A 20,951-nucleotide genomic window follows, 5' to 3' on the forward strand; every position below is an offset into this window, starting at 1 on the left:
TCGGGACGAAGCGGGTCCTGGAGCTTAAATGCATCGGGATCTTAGCTATTTTTATGACGAGCCCACGCCGGAAATCACTATTAAAACCGGACGGAAGCCTGACAGGACGAACCATGAATATCTTTGCAGATTTCGACGCGCGTATCAAAAAAACGTTGCAAGATATTGATCTAAAAGCGCAAGATGGCTGCGAACTTGATTTGTCGCGTATCAGTGTGGAACCACCGCGCGACGCCTCTCACGGTGATATCGCCACCAATGCCGCCATGGTGCTTTCCAAAGCTGTGGGCCAGAACCCGCGTGAGCTTGCCGCTGCAATAGCCGATGCGCTGAAGTCCGATGTGGATGTCGCGACCGTCGATGTTGCAGGGCCAGGCTTTATCAACCTGCGCTTGAAAGACACTTATTGGCAGCGCGAGCTGGCCGCCATGCTGAACGAAGGCACCGATTTCGGACGTTCAAAGCTTGGTGCAGGCACGAAGGTCAATGTTGAATATGTTTCGGCCAACCCGACAGGTCCTATGCATGTCGGCCATTGCCGCGGCGCGGTCGTTGGTGACGTATTGGCAAATCTTTTGAAATTTGCCGGTTTCGACGTGATCAAAGAATATTATATCAACGATGCTGGTGCACAGATCAATGTGCTGGCACGATCGGTCATTCTGCGTTATCGCGAAGCACTCGGCGAAGAGATTGGCGAGATTCCAGCAGGCCTTTATCCTGGCGATTATCTTGTTCCTGTCGGACAAGAGCTTGCAAAGGAATTTGGCAACAGTCTTCTCGAAATGCCGGAAGACGAAGCACTGTCGATCGTAAAGGAACGCACGATCGTCGCCATGATGGCTATGATCCGCGCTGATTTGGAGGCGCTCAATGTTCATCATGACGTCTTCTATTCCGAGCGCACGCTTCACGCCGATCATGCACGTGTTATTCGCGCTGCGATCAATGATCTGACGCTCAAGGGTCATGTCTACAAGGGTAAGCTGCCCCCCCCGAAGGGCCAGCTGCCTGACGAATGGGAAGATCGTGAACAGACGCTGTTCCGTTCGACCGAAGTGGGTGATGATATCGATCGTCCGCTGATGAAATCTGACGGTACATTCACTTATTTTGCTGCGGACGTCGCTTACTTCAAAGATAAGTATGATCGCGGTTTCAACGAGATGATCTATGTGCTGGGCGCCGACCACGGCGGCTATGTCAAGCGCCTCGAAGCTGTTGCGCGTGCTGTATCTGACGGCAAAGCCAAGCTTACCGTATTGCTTTGCCAGCTGGTGAGGCTGTTCCGCGACGGCGAACCGGTCCGTATGTCGAAGCGTTCGGGCGAATTCATCACATTGCGTGAAGTGGTGGACGAAGTTGGCCGCGATCCTGTTCGTTTCATGATGCTTTATCGGAAGAACGATGCACCGCTCGACTTTGATTTTGCGAAAGTGACTGAGCAGTCCAAGGACAACCCGATCTTTTACGTGCAATATGCTTCTGCACGTTGTCATTCGGTATTCCGTCAGGCAGTCGATCAGCTTGGGTTGAGCGATCTTGACCGCGTATCGATGGCCGGACAGTTCGATAAGCTGACCGATGAGAGCGAAATCGCACTCGTTCGCAAGCTCGCAGAATACCCGCGCCTGATCGAAGCTGCGGCCACGCATCAGGAGCCGCATCGCCTTGCGTTTTACCTTTATGACCTAGCCAGCGCCTTCCATTCTCAGTGGAATAAAGGCACCGAGAACACAGACTTACGTTTTATTAAGGTTAACGATCCAGAATTGTCTCTAGCAAGGCTAGGGCTAGTACAGGTCGTTTCCGATGTGCTGACGTCCGGTTTAACAATAATCGGTGCGGATGCTCCAACGGAAATGCGCTAGGACGGTTTCGTCACCCGCAAGTTCAACCAAGGTGTTGTGCGGGTGTCGGCAAGTCAAAACGATGGAAGATCAACGAGGGTGCAAGTCGTCGATCTTCCTTCAGGCGCAGGAAACTTCCGTCAACTTTTGCCCACATTGCCTCGCTACAACGTAATGTATCGAGACGTCTTGCGGCGTCCAGGGTTTGAGTTAGGAACACACCATGACGGACAGCAGTGCTAACCCCCGTAATTACGGCGAGCGCCCGCTGCATGAAGACGATCCGCTGATGGAACTTTCGCGGATCATGGACTTCGGCGCGTCTGCTGATAATAACGTTGCGCGAACTGAGTTTCGGCCAGAGCCGAATTTTGATTCTGGTGACGACGCGCTCTCTTTTGATCTTGAACGTGAGCTTCTTGGTGATTTTGGCGATTTTGCAGAGCCGGAACAACAGTCCGCTCCATTCGCGCCAACGCCTTATCAAGATGCACATTCCTATCAAAATGCAGAACCTCAGCTTCAGGAAGACGATCTCGCGTCTGCGCTGGAAGAGGAGTTTGATCTTCATCTGGATGTGAATGAGCCGGTTGCCCCAACCGAATCGTTTGAGTTCGTCGAAACAGATCGTTCCGAACCTGTGCCGCAGTTCGACTACAATGATTATTCCGAAGCGCGTACGGCTTATGAAGAAAGTCATGCCGAACCTGGTTATTCAGAGCCTCACGCTGTCAGTACGGCGTCTGAGCCTTTGGATCAGGGCTATGTCAATTACAGCCCAGTCGCTGCCTATCAGCCATCGGAAGAGCCGTATGTTGATCCATATACGAGCGAACCAGCAGTGAACGCAGCTGCAGGCAATGATTGGGAAGTCCAGTCTGCCGAGCCGTTCGAAACCAGCTATGCCGCAGCACCTGCTCATCAGGCGCTCTCGCTGGAAGACGAGCTGGAAAGCCTGCTTTTTGGAGATGAGCCTCAGGCAACGTCTGCGCCCGAGCCTATCTATGAGGATGAACCCTCGCAGTTTGCAGCATATACGCCTCGTTACGAGGAGCCTGTTGAAGAAGCGCCATTTTATGCTGAGCCGGCTCAACATGTCGAAGCCGATCCGGTTTTCGACGACTTCCAGCTCGATGACCCGCAAGCCTACGAGCCAGTAGAAACCGCTGCGAGCTTTACGCCTGAGCCATATGATGCGCTTGAAGCTGTTCCGCAGACACAGGCACCAATTTATCCTCATTATACGCTGAGCAATTTTGCGGCAGGTGCAGCACCGACGGGCGTTCTTGCATCTGAGCCCGTTCTGGCAGAACCCGCCGGTTACGAAACGGAACAGGCTGTACTGGACGACGACTTCTCGTTCGATGATGATTTTTCGATTGAGAATGAACCGTCTTTCGCCCCTGTAGCTGCTGAGGCAACAGAAGATGATTTGTCCGGCATCGATGAAATTTCGTTGAGTGAAGATGATTTCGGATTTGAACCATCAGGCGATGTTCCTTCGTCTGTGGCTGCAAGTGATTCGAACTTCTTTAGCGAAGAAGATTTCTTCAATGCAGATGATCTCGATCTGACATCAGAAGCTGAAGACGAACAGGTCGATGAACCTGCCTATGCGCATGCGACCTACCATGAAGAAGAGCAGCATCCAGCAGCGCCATCTTTCACCAATTACGCGGACCCACGTTCGGCCTTCGTTGCGCCTGCACCGGAGATCGAAACACTGAGCGTTGCTGACAGCAAGGTTGAGCAAACGTATTCGCTGGATTTGCCGGAAGTTAGTTACGGTGAAGAAGAAGCCAATGCCGGACTGACCGATCTGGAAACCGAATTTGCGGAAGTGTTCAATACAATCGGTGTTGATGAAACAGCCACGAAGACGGATGCACAGAGTGAAGCCGACAAGGCTTTTGAAGATATCTTCCGTGAAAGCGCTTCATCCTACATGCCAAACGCTGGCATGGCAGCAGGCGCAGCTCTCGGTCTCGGTGCGGCAACGGCTGCTGCAGCGACTTCTTATGGACGTGCAAATCCAACAGCGCAGCCTGCGGCCCCTCAGGCCAATGCAACTGACGCGGGCGGCAATAGCGATGATTTCTACAATCATTGGGCCGCACAGGGTGCACAGACTATCGAGAGCGGCGAGTTTGGCACACGTGCAGCCATGCAGCCTGAAGATGATCTGGGCAGCGCCGCTGAGGCTTATCGCAATCGTCCGGTTCGTGGTCGTCGCGGTCTGATTCTTGCAAGTGTTGCAGGCATTGCAGTGCTTATTGGTGGCATCGGCTACCATTTCCTCGGTGGAAGCGGTTCAGGCGAACCGGTTGTGATTCGCGCTGATAATCAGCCAATCAAAGTTCAGCCGGAAAATCCGGGTGGGGCCACTGTCCCGAACCAGGACAAGGCGGTTTATGATCGCGTTGCCGGAACACTGCCTAACAATCCGGAACAGAAAGCATTGATCTCTTCCGGTGAAGAACCGGTTGATCTCGGTGCACAGGATAATGATGCGGGTGCGAATGATTTCCCTGAGCCAAACCAGACGGCTGAGGCACCTTCGAACTCCGGTCAGGATGCTCCACTGATCCAGCCGCGTGAAGTTGAAACGATGATCGTTCGTCCGGATGGTACAATCGTTCAGGCACAGCAACCGGCACCAGCTCCGCAACCGACAGTGCCAGCAAATCCAACAAATCTGGCAAATAATGACGCGCCAATTGCGCCGCCTGCTGACACCGATGAAATTGCAGCACTCGCGGCTGGCAATGCACCACAGGAACCAGCAGTAAATACGCCAGCTGTACCGCCTGTCGCTGCTGCTCAGACGCCAGCAGCGCCAGTTCGCGCGCCAGTCGTACCGTCACGTCCGGCTGAGCAGCCAACCAACATTGTTGGCAACGTGCCGCAACGTACACAAGCTCAGGCTCCTGCCACAGCGCCTGTGGCTCCTCAGGTTGCCTCTGCTGCGGGTGGTGGCTATTTCATCCAGATCGCTTCGCAGCCATCTGCTGAACTGGCACAGAAATCCTATGCCAATATGGCGCAGCGTTATGGCAGCGTGATTGGTGGCCGTGCGGTTGATATCAAGCGTGCGGATATTCCGAACAAGGGCACTTATTATCGTGTTCGTGTTCAGGCGGGTTCAAAGGATGATGCAAACGCACTCTGCGGTCGTTTCAAAACTGCAGGCGGCAGCTGCTTTGTAACGCAATAAAATTTATCATACGAAAAATGAGAAGGGCGGCATTGGCCGCCCTTTTTCGTATGGCTACCATGACGGTGATTTTTCGGCTAAACCGCTATCACTGGTTTGAGCATAAACAGATCAAAGGAATGCTGCATGAAAGAGTGCAAGGCGTGGATTGCTGGCGTAGCAGGAACAAAGCTGACGCCGGATGAGGTGGCCTTTTTCCGGGATGAAAAGCCTTGGGGCTTTATTCTCTTTGCACGCAATGTGGAAAGTCTGGAGCAGGTTGCAGACCTGACCGCGCAGCTTCACGATGTGACCGACCGACCACAGGCTCCTGTTTTCATCGATCAGGAAGGTGGCCGGGTTCAGCGCCTTCGTCCGCCACTTGTTCCGAATTATCCTGCTGCGGCCGAAATTGGTGCGATTTATGATCGCGACAATGAAGCTGGTCTTCGTGCCGCGTGGCTTCATACACGTCTTCACGCTTTTGATCTTCTGAAGGTTGGCGTCAATGCCGATTGTCTGCCGGTTCTCGATGTTCCGATTGAAGGCGCGCATGATGTGATCGGAGCGCGCGCTTATTCCAAGAATCCCTACAATGTTGCTGCGATGGGGCGCGCTGCTGCTGAAGGCCTTCTTGCCGGTGGTGTACTGCCCGTCGTTAAGCATATGCCGGGCCATGGTCGCGCTTTCAGTGACACACACAAAGAATTAGCTCGTGTTGGTGTGCCGCTTAGCGAGTTGGTCGCGCATGATTTTGTACCGTTCAAGGCGTTGAATGATCTTCCAATGGCCATGACGGCGCATGTGATCTTTGATTGCATTGATCCTGCACGGCCATCAACTTTGTCACCAACCGTAATCGATACGATCATTCGCGATGTAATCCAGTTCGACGGTCTGGTCATCAGTGATGATATTTCTATGAAAGCACTGTCGGGTGATCTCGGCGATATTGCAGAAGGCATTACGAATGCAGGCTGCGATATTGTTCTGTATTGCGCGGGCGTGATGGAAGAACTGGTGAAGGTTGCCGCACGGGTTCCAGTTCTTGAAGGTAAGGCGCGCAAGCGCGCCGATCTGGCGGAAGTCTACGCCGGTGAACCGGATCTTTCCGATGAAACGGAATTGCGCGAAGAGTTTGGACAAATGTTCGAATTGATGGCGTAACCGACAAAACTTGGTACACTAAAATGGATCGGTGGGATTTTCTCACCGATCAAAAAGTAAGCAGGACAAGCGGTTGGCTGGATCGGAAACGAACACAAATGGCAAAGACGGCACCAACGTGCCGATGGATGCATTGTGGGAGAGCGAGGCTGATCGCACTGAAAGCGAACCGTCACTGCTGATCGACGTTCAGGGGTTTGAAGGCCCACTCGATCTTTTGTTGCATCTTGCGCGAAACCAGCGTGTTGATTTATCCCGAATTTCGGTTCTGGCGCTTGCTGAACAATATCTGGGTTTTGTGGAGCAGGCGCAGGCCGTCCGTCTTGAACTGGCGGCTGATTATCTGGTCATGGCCGCATGGCTTGCTTACCTCAAATCAAAACTGCTTATCCCAAAGCAACAGGATGAAGACGGCGCTACGGGCGAAGATCTGATCGCTTCGCTGCAGTTCCGGTTGAAGCGGCTCGAAGCTATGCGCGATGCAGCAGCAAAGCTTGTAAACCGTAACCGGCTGGGCCGTGATGTTTTTGCGCGCGGTATGCCAGAACTGGTGGTGGTCGATCGTTCCAGCCAGTTTTCGGCTTCGCTTTATGAATTGCTGACAGCCTATGCGTCGCAGCGTCAGCGACAGGCCGTATCCCATGTGCAGATTGAAAAACGTGCCGTCTGGTCGTTGAAAGAGGCGCGGGTGGCACTGGTAAGGCTCATGGGATCGAGCGGGGACTGGATCGCACTGGACCGCTTTCTGATTAATTATGCACTGACTCCGCAAGAGAGAGCCTCCGCTTTGGCCAGTTCATTTGCTGCAAGTCTTGAACTGGTGCGAGAAGGTAAGCTGGAAGTAAGGCAGAATGCACCTTTCGAGCCGATCTATATGCGTGTTGCTGGCGGATTGAACGAACTTGATGAGGACGAAAATGTCTGAAGCGGAAGTGGCAATGGATGATTTTGACGATGATGCTCAGCATCCGGCTCCGCCCGTGGCTCTGGCGGAACCTGCTCGGATGGTTGAAGCGATAATCTTTGCATCGTCGGAACCGGTTTCTGAGCGCGCTCTGGTCGAACGCTTGCCGGTGAATACTGATCTTGCGGCTATATTGCGTCATCTGCAAAAGGTTTATGAAGGGCGTGGTGTCCATCTGGTCCAGGTTGGTACAGCCTGGGCTTTTCGTACGGCACCCGATCTTGGCTTTCTCCTGAGCCGGGAAACAGTTCAGCAGCGCAAACTGTCACGCGCAGCAATGGAAGTCCTTGCAATCATTGCATATCATCAACCGGTCACACGAGCTGAGCTTGAAGATATTCGGGGTGTGGAAACCTCCAAAGGTACGCTTGATGTGCTGATGGAGACAGGCTGGATCAAACTTCGCGGGCGTCGTCGCACACCTGGTCGTCCCGTGACTTATGGAACGACAGATACGTTTCTGGACCATTTTGGTTTGCCGGAAATCCGTGATCTGCCGGGTCTGGAAGAACTGCGCGGGGCAGGGCTTTTGTCTGCGCGCATACCGTCCAGTTTTTCGGTTCCGGTTCCGAACGTCGATCCGGATGAGCTCACAGACGATGAAGAGCCGCTTGAAGATATCGATCTTGAAGGTTTGGGACTGCTGGCGCCACGCGGAGATTGACGGAAAAAGAGAACCACAACAAATAAAATCGCTGTAACTTGGTTCACTGTCACACTTCTGTTTGAAAGATTTGGTGAAAGCGCTTAAATCGTATTCAGCATTATAGGAATAAGCCGTGTCGCAACGGCGATGAGAGGAATGAAATGGGTAGCTTTTCTATCTGGCACTGGCTGATCGTTCTCGCAGTTGTGCTGCTTCTGTTTGGCCGTGGCAAAATTCCTGAACTGATGGGCGACGTTGCCAAGGGCATCAAGAACTTCAAGCAAGGCATGTCTGAAGAAGATGCTGCTAAGGAAGACGCCAAGGCGGATGCACGTACAATTGATGCCAAGGCGGATGAAACCGTCAATGACGTCAAGAAGACGACAAAATCCTGATCTGATGTAACAGATGCTGCGTGCAACATGGTGCGCAGCATGTTTTGTCATGAAGGCATGAGCTTGAAAATTGGGAACGATTTCCCGGCAGGATCATGTGAAATAACAACAGGTTGATTGCGACCACACCTTGTTTGAAGGTGTATTTGCAATCTGGATTGCGGTTTTCCGCCGAAAGACGGGACGCGCGCGTCATAAGCGCGGAGTATCAAATTATGCTCGATATCGGTTGGTCTGAACTGCTGATAATCGCGATTGTGATGATCGTGGTGGTTGGCCCCAAGGATTTGCCGAAGATGCTCAGAGCTTTTGGCAAGGCGACCGCGCGTATGCGTAGCACTGCTAATGAGTTCCGGCATCAGTTCAACGAAGCCTTGAAGGAAGCTGAACTCGAAGACGTCAAGAATATCGTCGACGAGGCTCGCAAGCTTGATCCGCGCTCGAAGCTGACACAGGTCTTTGATCCGATTCGCAGCGTTGGTGATGACATTCGTTCCGGTCTTCAGTCCTCGACATCGATGTCGCCTGCTGAACCTGCGAAAGGGGCTGAGGTCACAACGCCTGTTGAGGCGAGCGGTGCGACAGTTCCGATTGAAGCGCCAGCTGAAAAGCCAGTTACCAAGCCAAAGGCGACGCGCAAGAAGGCTGCACCTGCTGTCGCAGTAGAGCCGCCGGTTGCGTCTAAGCCCGTTAAGCCAAAAGCTGCAACTGCCAAGCCAAAAGCAAGCGTCAAAGTCGAACCTGTTGCAAAGCCTGTTGCGCCAAAGAAGGCAGCTCCAGCAAAGTCTGCAACGGTGAAGGCGGATGCTCCCGCCAGGAAAACCACGAAAAAGACGACTGAAAAGACAGGAAGCAAAGCGTGAAACGGGACGAGGACGAAATTGAACAGAGCGCTGCTCCTCTGCTCGAACACCTTATCGAATTGCGCCGCCGCCTGATCTGGGCGATTGTGGCGTTCTTCCTTGCTTTCATTCTTTGCTTTGCCTTTGCAAAGCATCTCTTCAATTTGCTTGTCGTTCCCTATCAGTGGGCTCTGGACTGGGCAGGGATGGATCGCTCGAAAGCCGAGCTGATTTATACTGCACCACAGGAATTCTTCTTCACGCAGGTTAAGGTCGCTATGTTCGGCGGCGTTGTGCTGGCCTTCCCGGTCATTGCAGCACAGATTTACAAATTTGTGGCACCCGGTTTGTACAAGCATGAACGTATGGCGTTTTTGCCGTTCCTCATCGCTTCACCGATATTGTTCCTCACCGGCGGTGCACTCGTATACTTCTTCTTCACGCCGATGGTGATGTGGTTCTTCCTTGCTATGCAGCAGACGGGCGGCAATGGCGAAGTGCAGATTTCACTTCTGCCGAAGGTTTCTGAGTATCTGAGCCTCATCATGACGCTCATTTTTGCCTTCGGTCTCGTTTTCCAGTTGCCCGTTGTCACTAGCCTTATGGCCCGCGTTGGGTTGGTTACGTCTGCGGGTCTGAAAGACAAGCGCAAATATGCGATTGTTATTGCCTTTGTGGTGGCTGCCGTTCTGACGCCACCCGATCCGGCGAGCCAGATCGGTCTTGCCTTGCCGACGATCCTTCTCTACGAGATTTCCATCATATTGGCCCGGATGATCGAGAAGAAGAGGGACGAGGCTAAGGATGAAGCCGAGGGTGATACCGAGGCAGATACTGGGGCTGAAGACAACGCTCCCACTTCCTGATCCGGACATATGTTAAACAGAGGCTGCATCATCGCAGCCTCTCTTTCTGTTAAATTTCATGAAACGGCTTTTCCCATGCTCGACATCAAATGGATTCGCGAAAACCCTGAAGCTCTCGACAATGCGCTTGCTAAGCGCGGGGCAGGGCCGTTGTCGTCCGAACTCATCGCGCTTGATGAACGGCGCCGCGAGCACGTCGGTAAGGTTCAGGCGGCGCAGGAGCGTCGCAATGCGGCTTCCAAGGAAATCGGCAAAGCAATGGCCGAAAAGGATGCAGCTACCGCTGACAAGCTCAAGGCTGAAGTGGGTGAGTTGAAGGCTTTCCTTGCTGATGCTGAGGGAGAAGAACGCCGTCTGGTCAAGGAATTGAATGACGCGCTTTCGAGCCTTCCAAATGTTCCCGCTGACGATGTACCGCTCGGCAAGGATGAGGCGGACAATGTTGAAATTCGCCGTGTTGGCAATCGGCGTAATTTCTCGTTCAAGCCCAAAGAGCATTATGAACTCGGCGAGGCGCTTGGTTACATGGACTTTGAGCGCGCCGCGAAGATCGCCGGTGCCCGTTTCACCGTTCTGAAGGGCCCGCTGGCACGACTTGAACGTGCGCTTGGCCAGTTTATGCTTGATCTGCACACCACCGAGCACGGTTATATGGAAACCATGCCGCCGCTGATGGTTCGTGACGAAGCCGTTTATGGTACAGGTCAGCTTCCGAAATTCTCTGAAGATCTGTTCCGCACGACTGATGGTCGTTGGCTTATTCCAACTGCCGAAGTGCCTTTGACCAATCTTGTTGCTGACGAAATTGTCGATCTGAAGTCCCTGCCGCAGCGTTATACCGCGCTCACGCCTTGCTTCCGTTCAGAAGCTGGTTCTGCTGGTCGCGATACGCGCGGCATGCTGCGCCAGCATCAGTTCCTCAAGGTCGAGATGGTAACGATATCTGATGCGGATAGCTCGACTGCCGAACATGAGCGCATGACGGCCTGTGCCGAAGAAGTGTTAACGCGTCTCGGTCTGCCGTTCCGCACTGTGGTTCTGTGTACTGGTGACATGGGCTTTGGCGCGCAGAAGACATACGACATCGAAGTATGGATGCCTGGCCAGAACTCTTATCGCGAAATCTCAAGCTGCTCGGTTTGTGGTGATTTCCAGGGTCGTCGTATGAATGCGCGCTATCGTCCGGAAGGCGAAAAATCTACGCGTTTTGTTCATACACTCAATGGTTCAGGCGTCGCTGTGGGGCGCGCTTTGATTGCTGTCATGGAAAATTATCAGCAGGAAGATGGTAGCATTCATATTCCTGAAGCATTGCAGCCATACATGGGCGGCCTCACGCGCATTGAGAAAGTCGCGTAAAGCATAACATTTAATGACCTGAATGAAGGAGTGACGACGTGCGAATTCTGCTAACGAACGATGACGGTATCCATGCTGAAGGCCTCGCAGTTCTGGAGCGCATCGCACGCCAAATCTCGGATGATGTTTGGGTTGTCGCCCCTGAAACAGATCAGAGTGGCCTTGCGCATTCACTGACGCTGTCCGAGCCGCTTCGTTTACGCCAGATCGATGCACGTCATTTTGCACTGCGCGGTACGCCGACCGATTGCGTAATCATGGGCGTCCGTCATGTTCTGCCGGGGGCACCTGACCTTGTCTTGTCTGGCGTTAATTCCGGTGCGAACATGGCCGATGATGTGACCTATTCGGGTACAGTTGCCGGCGCGATGGAAGGTACACTTCTCGGCGTCAAGGCAATCGCTTTGTCGCAGGAATATGAGTATGAAGGCGACCGCCGCATTGTTCCATGGGAGACTGTTGAAGCACATGCGCCTGAGCTGATCAGGAAACTGATCGAAGCCGGTTGGCCCGAAGGCATTCTGCTTAACCTGAACTTCCCGAACTGCGCTCCAGATGAAGTCGAGGGCACACGCGTAACGGCACAAGGCAAACTCAGCCATGATGCACGTCTCGATGAGCGTCGTGATGGTCGCGGTTTCCCATATTTCTGGCTACAGTTTGGCCGCACGAAAGCAGAAGTTGCAAGCGATAGCGATATCGCTGCCATCCGCGCCGATTATATCTCTGTAACGCCGCTGCATCTTGATCTGACCGCACACAAGGTGCGGGCTGAACTCAGCAAGGCACTTGGGGTTGAAGCATGAATCAGGCTGTGTCTGAACGCCAGCAGCTTTCGGACAGGGAAGGATTTGCATCCTTCGTTATGCGCATGCGAGCGCGGGGCATCAATGATGCCCGGCTCTTTGCGGCAATCGAATCGACGCCACGTCAAAGCTTCATGGGTTCGTCGTGGGCGCATCTTGCGTTCAGCCAGCGTACCGCGCCGCTCGATTGTGGTGAATATATCGAAGGCATCGACGATCAGGCGCGCGTGATTGCGGCACTTCAGTTGGAACCGGGTCATCGCGTATTGGAAATTGGCACAGGCTCTGGCTTTACAGCTGCAGTCATGTCGATGCTTTCAGGCCGTGTAACAACGGTAGATCGTTATCGCAAATTATGCGACCGCGCCTTGCAGCAGTTTGTGACGCTAAAGCGTGAAAACATCATGGTAAAACACGCCGACGGCCGCCATGGTATGCCGGGTGGACCGTTTGATCGCATCGTGATCTGGCTTGCTTGTGAAGACATTCCACGTCATTTCGTGGAGCTTCTGGCAACTCATGGTGTGCTTATCGCACCAATCGGCTCGGGCGATGGGCAGCAAATGGTGACGCGTATCGCAAAAGTTGGTAGCCGTTTCGAGCAGGAAAATATCATGGCTGTCCGCTATCAGCCATTTATCGAAGGCATGTCTTCGGTTCTGTGAAGAACTAGCTGCTTCCTCGTATCTGAATGTACAACCGCCGTTGCATAACCCGATGCAGCGGCGGTTTTGCTTTCGTTCGAGAGAACAGAGCAGTTCAACCGGTTTGGTTCCACCAGAAACAGCTTTTGTTCGCTTATGGTATTTAATTGGTGAATAATTTTTCGAATAAATCTCGATTCTTAACCAGCGAGTAACATTAACGCGTTTTAATGAGTCCAAGTGAGTTCTAGAGTATGGGCGAGTTGAACATGCGTTTTCCAATATTGCAGCATACGTCCGAACGTCTCCTGCGGAATGCAGCGATCGTTCTGGTTGCCGGTTTTGGTGCAGGGTGCAGCGCCGATACAATGCGCTTCACGGATGGTCTTTACACCGGTTCCACGTCTAATCAGCGTGTTGTACAACAGCAGCCTGCCGGCGATGTTTATGCATCTGCGCCGGTGGCAGCCGCTCAGCCGGTTTCGAGCGGGTCGGTTCAGCGCAATAGTCTGCCGCCAGTGTCTTCTGCGCCTGTCGCAGCCGCTGCAACGCACGCACAGAATCAAGTTAATCAGGCTCAAGACATGGTCGCCAATCGTGTGAATGGCGCCGTGAACAATGCTGGAACTCAGGTGGCAAGTGCTGCCGGTGCAGCAAACAATGCAGCCGCTAATGCGAAGTCCAATGTTCTCGGGCAGTTGCCGGCTACAGCAAACGGCGTTCCGTTGCCCGCTGCAAATCATGCCGCTGCACCGCAAGGGCAAGCTCCTGTTGGAGCTCCGCAAGCGGCCTCAGCAGGTGGCGCCTACACAGTCAAGTCGGGTGATTCGCTTTTCTCAATCGCACAGAAGCACAGCGTCCCGGTGGAACAGCTCAAGCAGGCTAACGGACTTACCAATGGGGCAATCCGCGTCGGTCAGGCTTTGGTCATACCGTCAGCAGCAGGCGGCACAACGCAGGTTGCAGCTCCAGTAAAGCCAGCCGCAGCGGCTCCTGTGCAAACGGCTTCGATTGCGCCTGATGCAGCATCGAACGTGAAGCCTTATACGCCACCTCAGGCGAGTAACAAGGTGATCGAAGATGCCGAAAAAGATCAGTCGGCGGCTCCATCTTCGACCGGCATTTCGCAGATGCGCTGGCCAGTTCGTGGCCGTGTGCTTGCAAGCTTCGGCCAGCGTGATGGAACTTCCGTCAATGACGGTATCGACATCATGGTTCCGGAAGGAACCGCTGTTAAGGCCGCAGAAAATGGCGTTGTCATCTATGCAGGCGATGGCTTGAAGGAATTCGGTCAGACCGTTCTTATCCGTCACGACAATGGACTGGTTACAGTCTACGGACATAACAGCCAGATTCTCGTGCAGCGCGGCCAGAAGGTTCGCCGTGGCGAGGACATTGCAAAGTCCGGTATGAGCGGTAACGCAAAATCACCTAAGCTGCACTTTGAAGTGCGTAAGAACTCTTCTCCGGTCAATCCTTCCAAGTATCTGGAATCTTGATCGAAAACAGTTCTATGGAATCAGAAAGGCGGGTCTTGGACCCGCCTTTTTCTTTACATCGCTTTGCCCATACGGCCAGCAAGATCCTGAATATATTGCCATGCTACGCGGCCCGAACGATTGCCGCGTGTGGTCGACCAGGTCAGCGCTTCTGCGTGCATTGTCTTTGGATCATAGTCCAGCTTGTAATGTGCTGCATAACCATCGACCATTGCGAGATAGTCTTCCTGATTGCATTTATGGAAGCCGAGCCATAGGCCGAAGCGATCGGACAAAGACACTTTTTCCTCAATCGCTTCAGACGGATTGACTGCGGTCGAACGCTCATTGTCGATCATATCACGCGGCATAAGATGGCGGCGATTGGACGTCGCATAGAAAATCACATTGTCGGGGCGGCCTTCAACGCCACCTTCGAGTGCTGCCTTCAGCGATTTGTAGGACGTGTCATCGTGATCAAAAGAAAGATCGTCGCAAAACAGGATGAAGCGATACGCTGTTTCCTTGATGATGTTCATCAAAGCAGGGAGGCTGTCGATGTCCTCGCGATGAATTTCAACGAGTTTGAGCGGCAGCTTGTCGGTCTGTTCTGCATTGACGCTGGCTTGCGCTGCTTTGACGAGCGATGATTTGCCCATGCCGCGCGCGCCCCAAAGCAGGACATTGTTTGCAGGATAGCCTTTTGCGAAGCGGCGGGTATTGTCGACCAGCTGGTCACGCACCAGATCAACGCCCCGAATGAGCCCGATATCGACGCGATTAACGCGGCTGACCGGGTCAAGCGTTAGTCGTTCGGGCGCCCAGACGAAGCAATCGGCTGCTTCCAGGTCGGGTATAGTTGGTTGTGGCGGTGCGATACGCTCCAATGCAGCGATCAGGCGATCCAGTTTCTGGCTGAGTATATTTTCGGTCGTCATTCCAAGCCCTCAAATAGTGAGGATCAGGGCTTAACATGCCACAGCAGACGGGAAAAGTGTGCGACCTTGGCGCAGGGAGAGCCTTCGCCGGTTGCAATTGACGCGCTAACCATTGTAATGCCGTAAAGAATTTGTCTTCGAGACTTCAGAGGAGTTCCTAATGTTCGTAACACCGGCTTTTGCACAAGCCTCCGGCGGCGGCGCCGGGCCAGACATGCTCATGAGCATTCTGCCTTTCGTCCTGATCTTCGTAATCATGTACTTCCTCATCATCCGCCCACAGCGGACCCAGATGAAGAAGCGTCAGGAAATGCTGTCAGCAGTTCGTCGCGGCGATACGGTTGTGACCGGTGGCGGCATTGTAGGTAAGGTCCAGAAGGTCCACGACGACGGCGAACTCGACGTCGAAATTGCTGAAGGCGTCCGCATCCGCGTTCTGCGCAGTGCTCTTTCGGAAGTGCGCGTCAAGGGCGAACCTGTCGCCGACAACAAGAACAAGTAAATTTTATCAGACTGAGCGAGCCCCGGTAAAGTTTTCATAACCGGGGCTCGCTCATTAAAGCATTTCCAGTAAAGCGCGAAGCTGTTTCGCGTGGGACAATGCTCAAGAACAAAAAAGTTGGAGCGGTTCTAACAATTCAATCTTAACCGGAACCGCTTTATCGTGCGTGGGCGACACTTTGAGTGTCGTGCATTCACCCAAGCTGGAGAGCAGTTTGCACTAAGTGCGCTCCGGCACGCTCTATCCAAGCCGAAACGGAATTGCTGCTAGATGCTTTATTTTTCACGTTGGAAATCGGCTCTGATTTGGTTGGCAATTATTGCCAGCTTTATCATTGCATCGCCTAATTTTTTCTCGCGTGAAACACTGGCAAATCTGCCCGGATTTTTGCCGACAAAGCAGGTCGCGCTTGGACTTGATCTCTCCGGTGGTTCCCGCCTTGTCCTTCAGGTGCAGAACGCAGGCAGAGGTGATATCGATCGCACCAAAGAAGTCATGCGCCAACGTCTTGAAGAGCTCGGCTATGGTAATCCCATTGTCGAAGAAGAGGGACGAAATCGCATTCGCGTTGAAGTTCCGGGCCTTTATGACGCTCAGCTTCTAAAAGATATTCTCAGCATTCGCGGCAATCTTTCCTTCCGCGCGGTCGATGACAGCGTGTCGCCCGACGATGCTATCCGCGGAACGCCGCCTGCCGACAGCACGATTGTTTATTCCTATGATGACCCGCCGGTCGGTTATGTTGTGAAAAACGAGCCTGTGTTTACAGGTGCCGACGTTACGGATGCCAAAGCTACACTTTCTGAAGACGACAATGAGCCGATTATTACGCTGACGCTCGATGAGAAGGGGCGCAGCAGTCTTGCTGCAGCGACCGCTCAGGCTATCGGTAAGAGTTTTGCAATTGTTGTCGACAATCAGGTGGTTTCAGCGCCCGTTGTGAGCGAACCGCTCGATACAGATGAATTGCAGATTTCAGGAGCCTTCGATCTGCAGTCCGCCAATAATATGTCGGTGGTTCTGCGTTCCGGTGCACTGCCCCAGGCAGTTTCTGTTCTGGAAGAACGCACAATTGCTTCGGCACTCGGTGACGATTATGCAAGCGCTGCTGTTTCCGCAGCCCTGCTGGCCGCTCTTCTGGTCGGCCTTTTCATGGTACTGTCCTACGGTATCCTCGGCGTCATCGCTATGGTGGCGCTCGTCGTCAACATGATCATCCTGATCGCGATCATATCGCTGATCGGCGCATCTATTACGCTTGCAAGTGTTGCCGGTCTGGTGCTGATCATTGGCATGGCTGTCGATGCCAATATTCTGATTTACGAACGCGTTCGGGAAGATCGCCGCAAAGGTTATTCCGTTGTTCAGGCAATGGAATCCGGCTTCTATCGCGCACTTTCGACCATCGTTGATGCCAATCTCACGACAATGATCGCAGCCTTGGTGCTGTTCCTGCTTGGCTCAGGCCCGGTTCATGGTTTTGCACTGACCGTCACAATCGGCATTGGTACGACGCTTTTCACAACTCTGACCTTCACACGTTTGCTGATCGCCCAATGGGTGCGCACGGCGAAGCCAAAGGAAATCCCCAAGCGTCGTCTGAAGCTGGTTCCGACAGTTACGCATATTCCGTTCATGCGCCTTCAGTTCGTGACGCTCGGTATATCGGTTCTGGCGAGTGCGATCGTTGTGGCGCTTTTCGTCAATATTGGCTTCAATTACGGTATCGATTTCCGTGGCGGTTCGATGGTTGAATTGCAGGCACGCAGTGGTGATGCCAATCTGCCGGATATTGAAGAACGCATGAGCGAGCTCAATATCGAGAGCGCCCGTGTTTTGCCTGCCAAGTCGCCACGCTCAGCGCTTGTGATCATTGGCAGTCAGGAAGTGGGCGACGATGCAGAGCAGACGGTTGCCGTCAAACTGCGTGGTGAGTTTGAACAGGATTATTCGTTCCAGCGCGTCGAGGTTGTCGGCCCGACAGTCTCTGAGCAGCTGTCCCAGGCAGGGCTTCTGGCGTTGTTTCTTTCACTGGCAGGTATCTTCATCTATGTCTGGATAAGATTCCGCTGGCAGCTCGCACTTGGCGCTGTTTTATCAACTCTGCACGACGTTATCATTCTGGCCGGGGTGTTCATTGTCTTCCGAATGGAATTCAACCTCTGGAGTGTTGCCGCTGTTCTGACGATCATCGGCTACTCGCTCAACGATACCATCGTCATCTATGACCGTGTGCGTGAAAATCTGCGTCGTTATAGCAGCGCGCCACTGCCGGCGATTATCGATGCCTCCATCAACCAGACATTGTCGCGTACATTGCCAACCGCCTTTGTGACGTTTATTGCGCATATTCCGCTCTATATGTTTGGTGGAGCGGATATTCGCATGTTCGCACTGGCACTGAGCGTCGGCATTATCGTGGCGACTTATTCATCGATCTTTATTGCAGCACCTCTGCTTGTGCAGTTTGGCCTTAAGCCTCGTGCAGCCGATGGAGATGAAGCGATGGGCGACGATCTCGCACAATCGCTCAATCTGGACAGTTAGAAATGGCAAAAGGCATAGAAATTCGCGAAGCCCATTTTCCGGGCCGTGCACCCATTGATGCATATGGTAATGGCGGTTTTCGCTTTGCCGATATGTCGCATAAGGGATCTATTCTTTGTTTGCCCTCCGGTATTCATGGCTGGGACCCACAGACGCCGCCAGTCATATCGCCCCACGATCTGGGCGCGATTATCGAGCAGGCAAGCGATATTGAGATTCTGCTGGTTGGTACGGGTATGGATTTACGCCGTATTCCGGAAGAAGTGCGCGCTATCCTTCGCGAATATCGTATTTCATCTGATCCGATGAGCACGGGTGCTGCAGTCCGCACTTATAATGTTCTGCTCGCTGAAGATCGTGCAGTTGCCGCTGCTCTGATTGCTGTAGACTGAATTTCATGAACCAGAATGAGGCACATTGCCTGGCTCTTCTGAGGGAAGCCGACCGGGATCGCTATCTTTCGGTGCTCTATGCGCCGGAGGACAAGCGCGGTGCGCTCGCAGCTCTCTATGCATTTAACGCGGAAATCGCCCGTATTCGGGATCTCGTTCATGAACCGTTGCCCGGTGAAGTTCGCCTGCAATGGTGGCGCGATCTCATTGACGGTGAGGCAAGGGGAAGTGCAGATGCGCATCCGGTTGCCGCAGCTCTGATTGAGACAATCACGAAATATGATCTGCCGCGTTCTGCTTTCGACAATTATTGCGAAGCGCGAATTTTCGATCTCTATGACGATCCGATGCCAAGCCGGAATGATCTTGAAGGCTACTGTGGTGAAACCGCTTCCGCCCTCATTCAACTGGCAGGTTTCATTCTCGACCGCGATGCAGCTCAGTCTCATACTGAGACCGCGGGACACGCTGGCGTGGCCCAAGCGGTGACTGGTCTTTTGCGTCTGATACCGATTCATCGCCGTCGCGGGCAGCTCTATGTGCCTGCTGATATGTTGCAGGCAGTCGGTGTTACGCGTGAAGCTTTTCTCGGAAATGATGACAAATCGGCCCATGAGCGTGTGATCAGTGTGATGACGGCTCTTGCACGTGAGCATCTGGCAATTTTTGAGAAAGCCAGAAAAGAACTGCCCAAAAGCCTCGCTCCGGCATTCTTACCGTTGGCGCTTGTTCCAGCCTATCTCACGGCGATAGAACGACTGGGTGATAAAGCTGCGGATCAGGTCGCAGACCTTTCAGCTCTGCGCAAACAATGGCTGATGTTCAGAGCTGGATTCTAAAAGATAAGGCGGCTTTCTTTTTTAAGAAAACCGCCTTAAGTCTTTGATTTATAATTTCTTTCAAAACTATGCGTTATTACTCAACCACTCTTGGAAATCAGCGAGTGCGCGAGCAGACAATGCCCGTTTTTTAGCAATAGTCTTTTCTTTGCCGCGCAGGCGCTTGCCTTCTGGCTTTGGAACGTCAATTGGCGGAAATAACCCGAAATTCACATTCATTGGCTGGAATGACCGCTTGCCCGGTTCATCGTCAGCAACGATGTGACCGCCAGTGATGTGGCCCAGAAGCGCACCAAAAGCTGAGGTCACTGGAGGCGCAACAGGAGTTTTGCCGAGCTTTTCAGCGGCAGTGAATCGGCCTGCAAGCAAACCAATGGCCGATGATTCGACGTAGCCTTCGCAACCCGTGATCTGACCAGCGAAGCGCAGGGACTGGCGCGACTTCAAGCGCAGCACGTTATCCAGAAGTACCGGCGAATTGAGGTAAGTATTGCGATGCAGTCCGCCGAGACGTGCAAATTCTGCATTCTCAAGACCGGGAATCATTTTGAAGATGCCGGTTTGCGAGCCGTATTTCAGCTTCGTCTGGAAGCCGACCATATTGTAGAGTGTGCCAAGCGCATTGTCCTGACGCAATTGCACGACCGCATAGGCCTTCACCGTTGGGTTGTGCTCATTGGTGAGGCCCATTGGCTTCATCGGTCCATGGCGCAAGGTCTCAGCTCCGCGTTCCGCCATGACTTCAATAGGCAGGCAGCCGTCGAAATAGGGCGTACCTTCCCATTCCTTGAACTCGGTCGTATCGCCCTCGATCAGTGCTGCAACAAAAGCCTCATACTGCTCCTTATCCATGGGGCAGTTGATGTAATCCTTGCCGGTGCCGCCCGGACCGACCTTGTCGTAGCGTGACTGGAACCAGCAGACGTCCATATTGATCGAATCAAAATGCACAATCGGTGCAATTGCATCAAAAAATGCCAGCGCGTCGGCGCCGGTCTGTGCCTGAATGGCTTCAGCCAGAGAGGGCGCTGTCAGTGGGCCGGTCGCGACAATTGCTGTGCCCCATTCTTCCGGTGGCAGGCCAATGATTTCTTCGCGCTCAATAGTGATGAGCGGGTGCGCTTCAAGTTTCGCGGTTACTGCCTGCGAAAAGCCTTCGCGATCTACTGCCAAAGCGCCGCCTGCCGGAACCTGATTTGCATCGGCACATGCCATGATCAGCGAGCCTGCAAGGCGCATCTCGGCATGGAGCACACCGACTGCATTGGTCTCTGCATCGTCGGAGCGGAAAGAATTCGAGCATACCAGCTCAGCAAGCTGCTCTGTCTTGTGTGCGTCCGTTCCGCGAACCGGACGCATTTCATGCAGAACAACTGGAACGCCAGCCTGCGCGATTTGCCACGCGGCTTCAGAGCCGGCAAGGCCGCCACCTACAACATGAACGGGGGAGATATTGGTATCGTTTGACATGGCACCCCAATACCGTTTTTGCATGATGCCTTCAATGGGAGAAAGCATGGACG

Annotated in this window: 18 protein-coding genes; 16 read left to right on the top strand and 2 right to left on the bottom strand. The window is 53.3% G+C overall.

Going from position 1 to position 20,951, the window contains the following annotated elements; translation table 11 throughout:
* Positions 1 to 113 precede the first annotated feature (113 nt).
* The 12 genes from argS to dipM all read left to right on the top strand — a co-directional run bounded on the left by argS (position 114) and on the right by dipM (position 14,231).
* Positions 114 to 1,871 carry an arginine--tRNA ligase gene (gene argS, locus CEV32_RS10695; RefSeq protein WP_094577112.1) on the top strand — a complete coding sequence of 586 codons (1,758 nt, stop codon included), beginning with the start codon at positions 114 to 116 and terminating at the stop codon, positions 1,869 to 1,871.
* A 202-nt stretch (positions 1,872 to 2,073) separates the two neighbouring features.
* Positions 2,074 to 5,064: an SPOR domain-containing protein gene (locus tag CEV32_RS10700; protein WP_094577113.1), complete on the top strand. Its 2,991-nt coding sequence runs from the start codon at positions 2,074 to 2,076 to the stop codon at positions 5,062 to 5,064.
* A gap of 126 nt (positions 5,065 to 5,190) precedes the next feature.
* Complete coding sequence (gene nagZ, locus CEV32_RS10705) at positions 5,191 to 6,210, top strand: beta-N-acetylhexosaminidase (protein ID WP_094577114.1); 1,020 nt, start codon at positions 5,191 to 5,193, stop codon at positions 6,208 to 6,210.
* A 124-nt stretch (positions 6,211 to 6,334) separates the two neighbouring features.
* Positions 6,335 to 7,135, top strand: coding sequence for a segregation and condensation protein A (locus CEV32_RS10710; RefSeq protein WP_374882592.1), 801 nt, complete (start codon positions 6,335 to 6,337; stop codon positions 7,133 to 7,135).
* Positions 7,128 to 7,838, top strand: coding sequence for an SMC-Scp complex subunit ScpB (gene scpB / locus CEV32_RS10715; RefSeq protein ID WP_094577116.1), 711 nt, complete (start codon positions 7,128 to 7,130; stop codon positions 7,836 to 7,838). Before CEV32_RS10710 ends, scpB begins: the two co-directional genes overlap by 8 nt.
* Before the next feature lie 143 nt (positions 7,839 to 7,981).
* Positions 7,982 to 8,215: a twin-arginine translocase TatA/TatE family subunit gene (locus CEV32_RS10720; protein ID WP_024896600.1), complete on the top strand. Its 234-nt coding sequence runs from the start codon at positions 7,982 to 7,984 to the stop codon at positions 8,213 to 8,215.
* Positions 8,216 to 8,430: 215 nt separating this feature from the next.
* Positions 8,431 to 9,078, top strand: a complete 648-nt coding sequence (gene tatB, locus CEV32_RS10725; RefSeq protein WP_094577117.1) for a Sec-independent protein translocase protein TatB — start codon at positions 8,431 to 8,433, stop codon at positions 9,076 to 9,078.
* The gene (tatC, locus tag CEV32_RS10730) at positions 9,075 to 9,923 is read left to right on the top strand and encodes a twin-arginine translocase subunit TatC (protein WP_094577118.1); all 849 of its coding nucleotides are present in this window, start codon (positions 9,075 to 9,077) and stop codon (positions 9,921 to 9,923) included. The genes tatB and tatC overlap by 4 nt, the downstream gene beginning before the upstream one ends.
* 75 nt (positions 9,924 to 9,998) lie before the next feature.
* Positions 9,999 to 11,282, top strand: a complete 1,284-nt coding sequence (serS, locus tag CEV32_RS10735; RefSeq protein WP_094577469.1) for a serine--tRNA ligase — start codon at positions 9,999 to 10,001, stop codon at positions 11,280 to 11,282.
* 38 nt (positions 11,283 to 11,320) lie between these two features.
* The gene (surE, locus tag CEV32_RS10740) at positions 11,321 to 12,088 is read left to right on the top strand and encodes a 5'/3'-nucleotidase SurE (RefSeq protein ID WP_094577119.1); all 768 of its coding nucleotides are present in this window, start codon (positions 11,321 to 11,323) and stop codon (positions 12,086 to 12,088) included.
* The gene (locus CEV32_RS10745) at positions 12,085 to 12,753 is read left to right on the top strand and encodes a protein-L-isoaspartate(D-aspartate) O-methyltransferase (RefSeq protein ID WP_094577120.1); all 669 of its coding nucleotides are present in this window, start codon (positions 12,085 to 12,087) and stop codon (positions 12,751 to 12,753) included. Before surE ends, CEV32_RS10745 begins: the two co-directional genes overlap by 4 nt.
* Positions 12,754 to 12,986: 233 nt before the next feature.
* Positions 12,987 to 14,231 (top strand): cell division endopeptidase DipM, encoded by a 1,245-nt coding sequence (dipM, locus tag CEV32_RS10750; RefSeq protein ID WP_094577121.1) that lies wholly within the window; start codon positions 12,987 to 12,989, stop codon positions 14,229 to 14,231.
* Positions 14,232 to 14,284: 53 nt separating this feature from the next.
* On the opposite strand, the gene CEV32_RS10755 is transcribed toward dipM, so the two are convergent.
* Entirely contained in the window at positions 14,285 to 15,148 is an 864-nt protein-coding gene (locus CEV32_RS10755) for an ATP-binding protein (RefSeq protein WP_094577122.1), read from the bottom strand.
* 160 nt (positions 15,149 to 15,308) lie between these two features.
* On the opposite strand from CEV32_RS10755, the gene yajC reads away from it, so the two are divergent.
* From yajC to CEV32_RS10775, 4 genes are all read left to right on the top strand, one after another.
* On the top strand, positions 15,309 to 15,650 hold the full coding sequence (gene yajC, locus CEV32_RS10760; protein WP_094577123.1) for a preprotein translocase subunit YajC: 342 nt from the start codon (positions 15,309 to 15,311) through the stop codon (positions 15,648 to 15,650).
* Between the two features lie 270 nt (positions 15,651 to 15,920).
* The gene (secDF, locus tag CEV32_RS10765) at positions 15,921 to 18,197 is read left to right on the top strand and encodes a protein translocase subunit SecDF (RefSeq protein ID WP_094577124.1); all 2,277 of its coding nucleotides are present in this window, start codon (positions 15,921 to 15,923) and stop codon (positions 18,195 to 18,197) included.
* 2 nt (positions 18,198 to 18,199) lie between these two features.
* Positions 18,200 to 18,589, top strand: a complete 390-nt coding sequence (locus CEV32_RS10770; protein WP_094577125.1) for an Mth938-like domain-containing protein — start codon at positions 18,200 to 18,202, stop codon at positions 18,587 to 18,589.
* Between the two features lie 5 nt (positions 18,590 to 18,594).
* Positions 18,595 to 19,428 carry a phytoene/squalene synthase family protein gene (locus tag CEV32_RS10775; RefSeq protein ID WP_094577126.1) on the top strand — a complete coding sequence of 278 codons (834 nt, stop codon included), beginning with the start codon at positions 18,595 to 18,597 and terminating at the stop codon, positions 19,426 to 19,428.
* A gap of 66 nt (positions 19,429 to 19,494) precedes the next feature.
* On the opposite strand, the gene trmFO is transcribed toward CEV32_RS10775, so the two are convergent.
* The gene (gene trmFO, locus CEV32_RS10780; protein ID WP_094577127.1) at positions 19,495 to 20,898 is read right to left on the bottom strand and encodes a methylenetetrahydrofolate--tRNA-(uracil(54)-C(5))-methyltransferase (FADH(2)-oxidizing) TrmFO; all 1,404 of its coding nucleotides are present in this window, start codon (positions 20,896 to 20,898) and stop codon (positions 19,495 to 19,497) included.
* Positions 20,899 to 20,951 lie beyond the last annotated feature (53 nt).

The sequence above is a fragment of the Brucella rhizosphaerae genome, assembly GCF_002252475.1.
Taxonomy (GTDB): domain Bacteria; phylum Pseudomonadota; class Alphaproteobacteria; order Rhizobiales; family Rhizobiaceae; genus Brucella; species Brucella rhizosphaerae.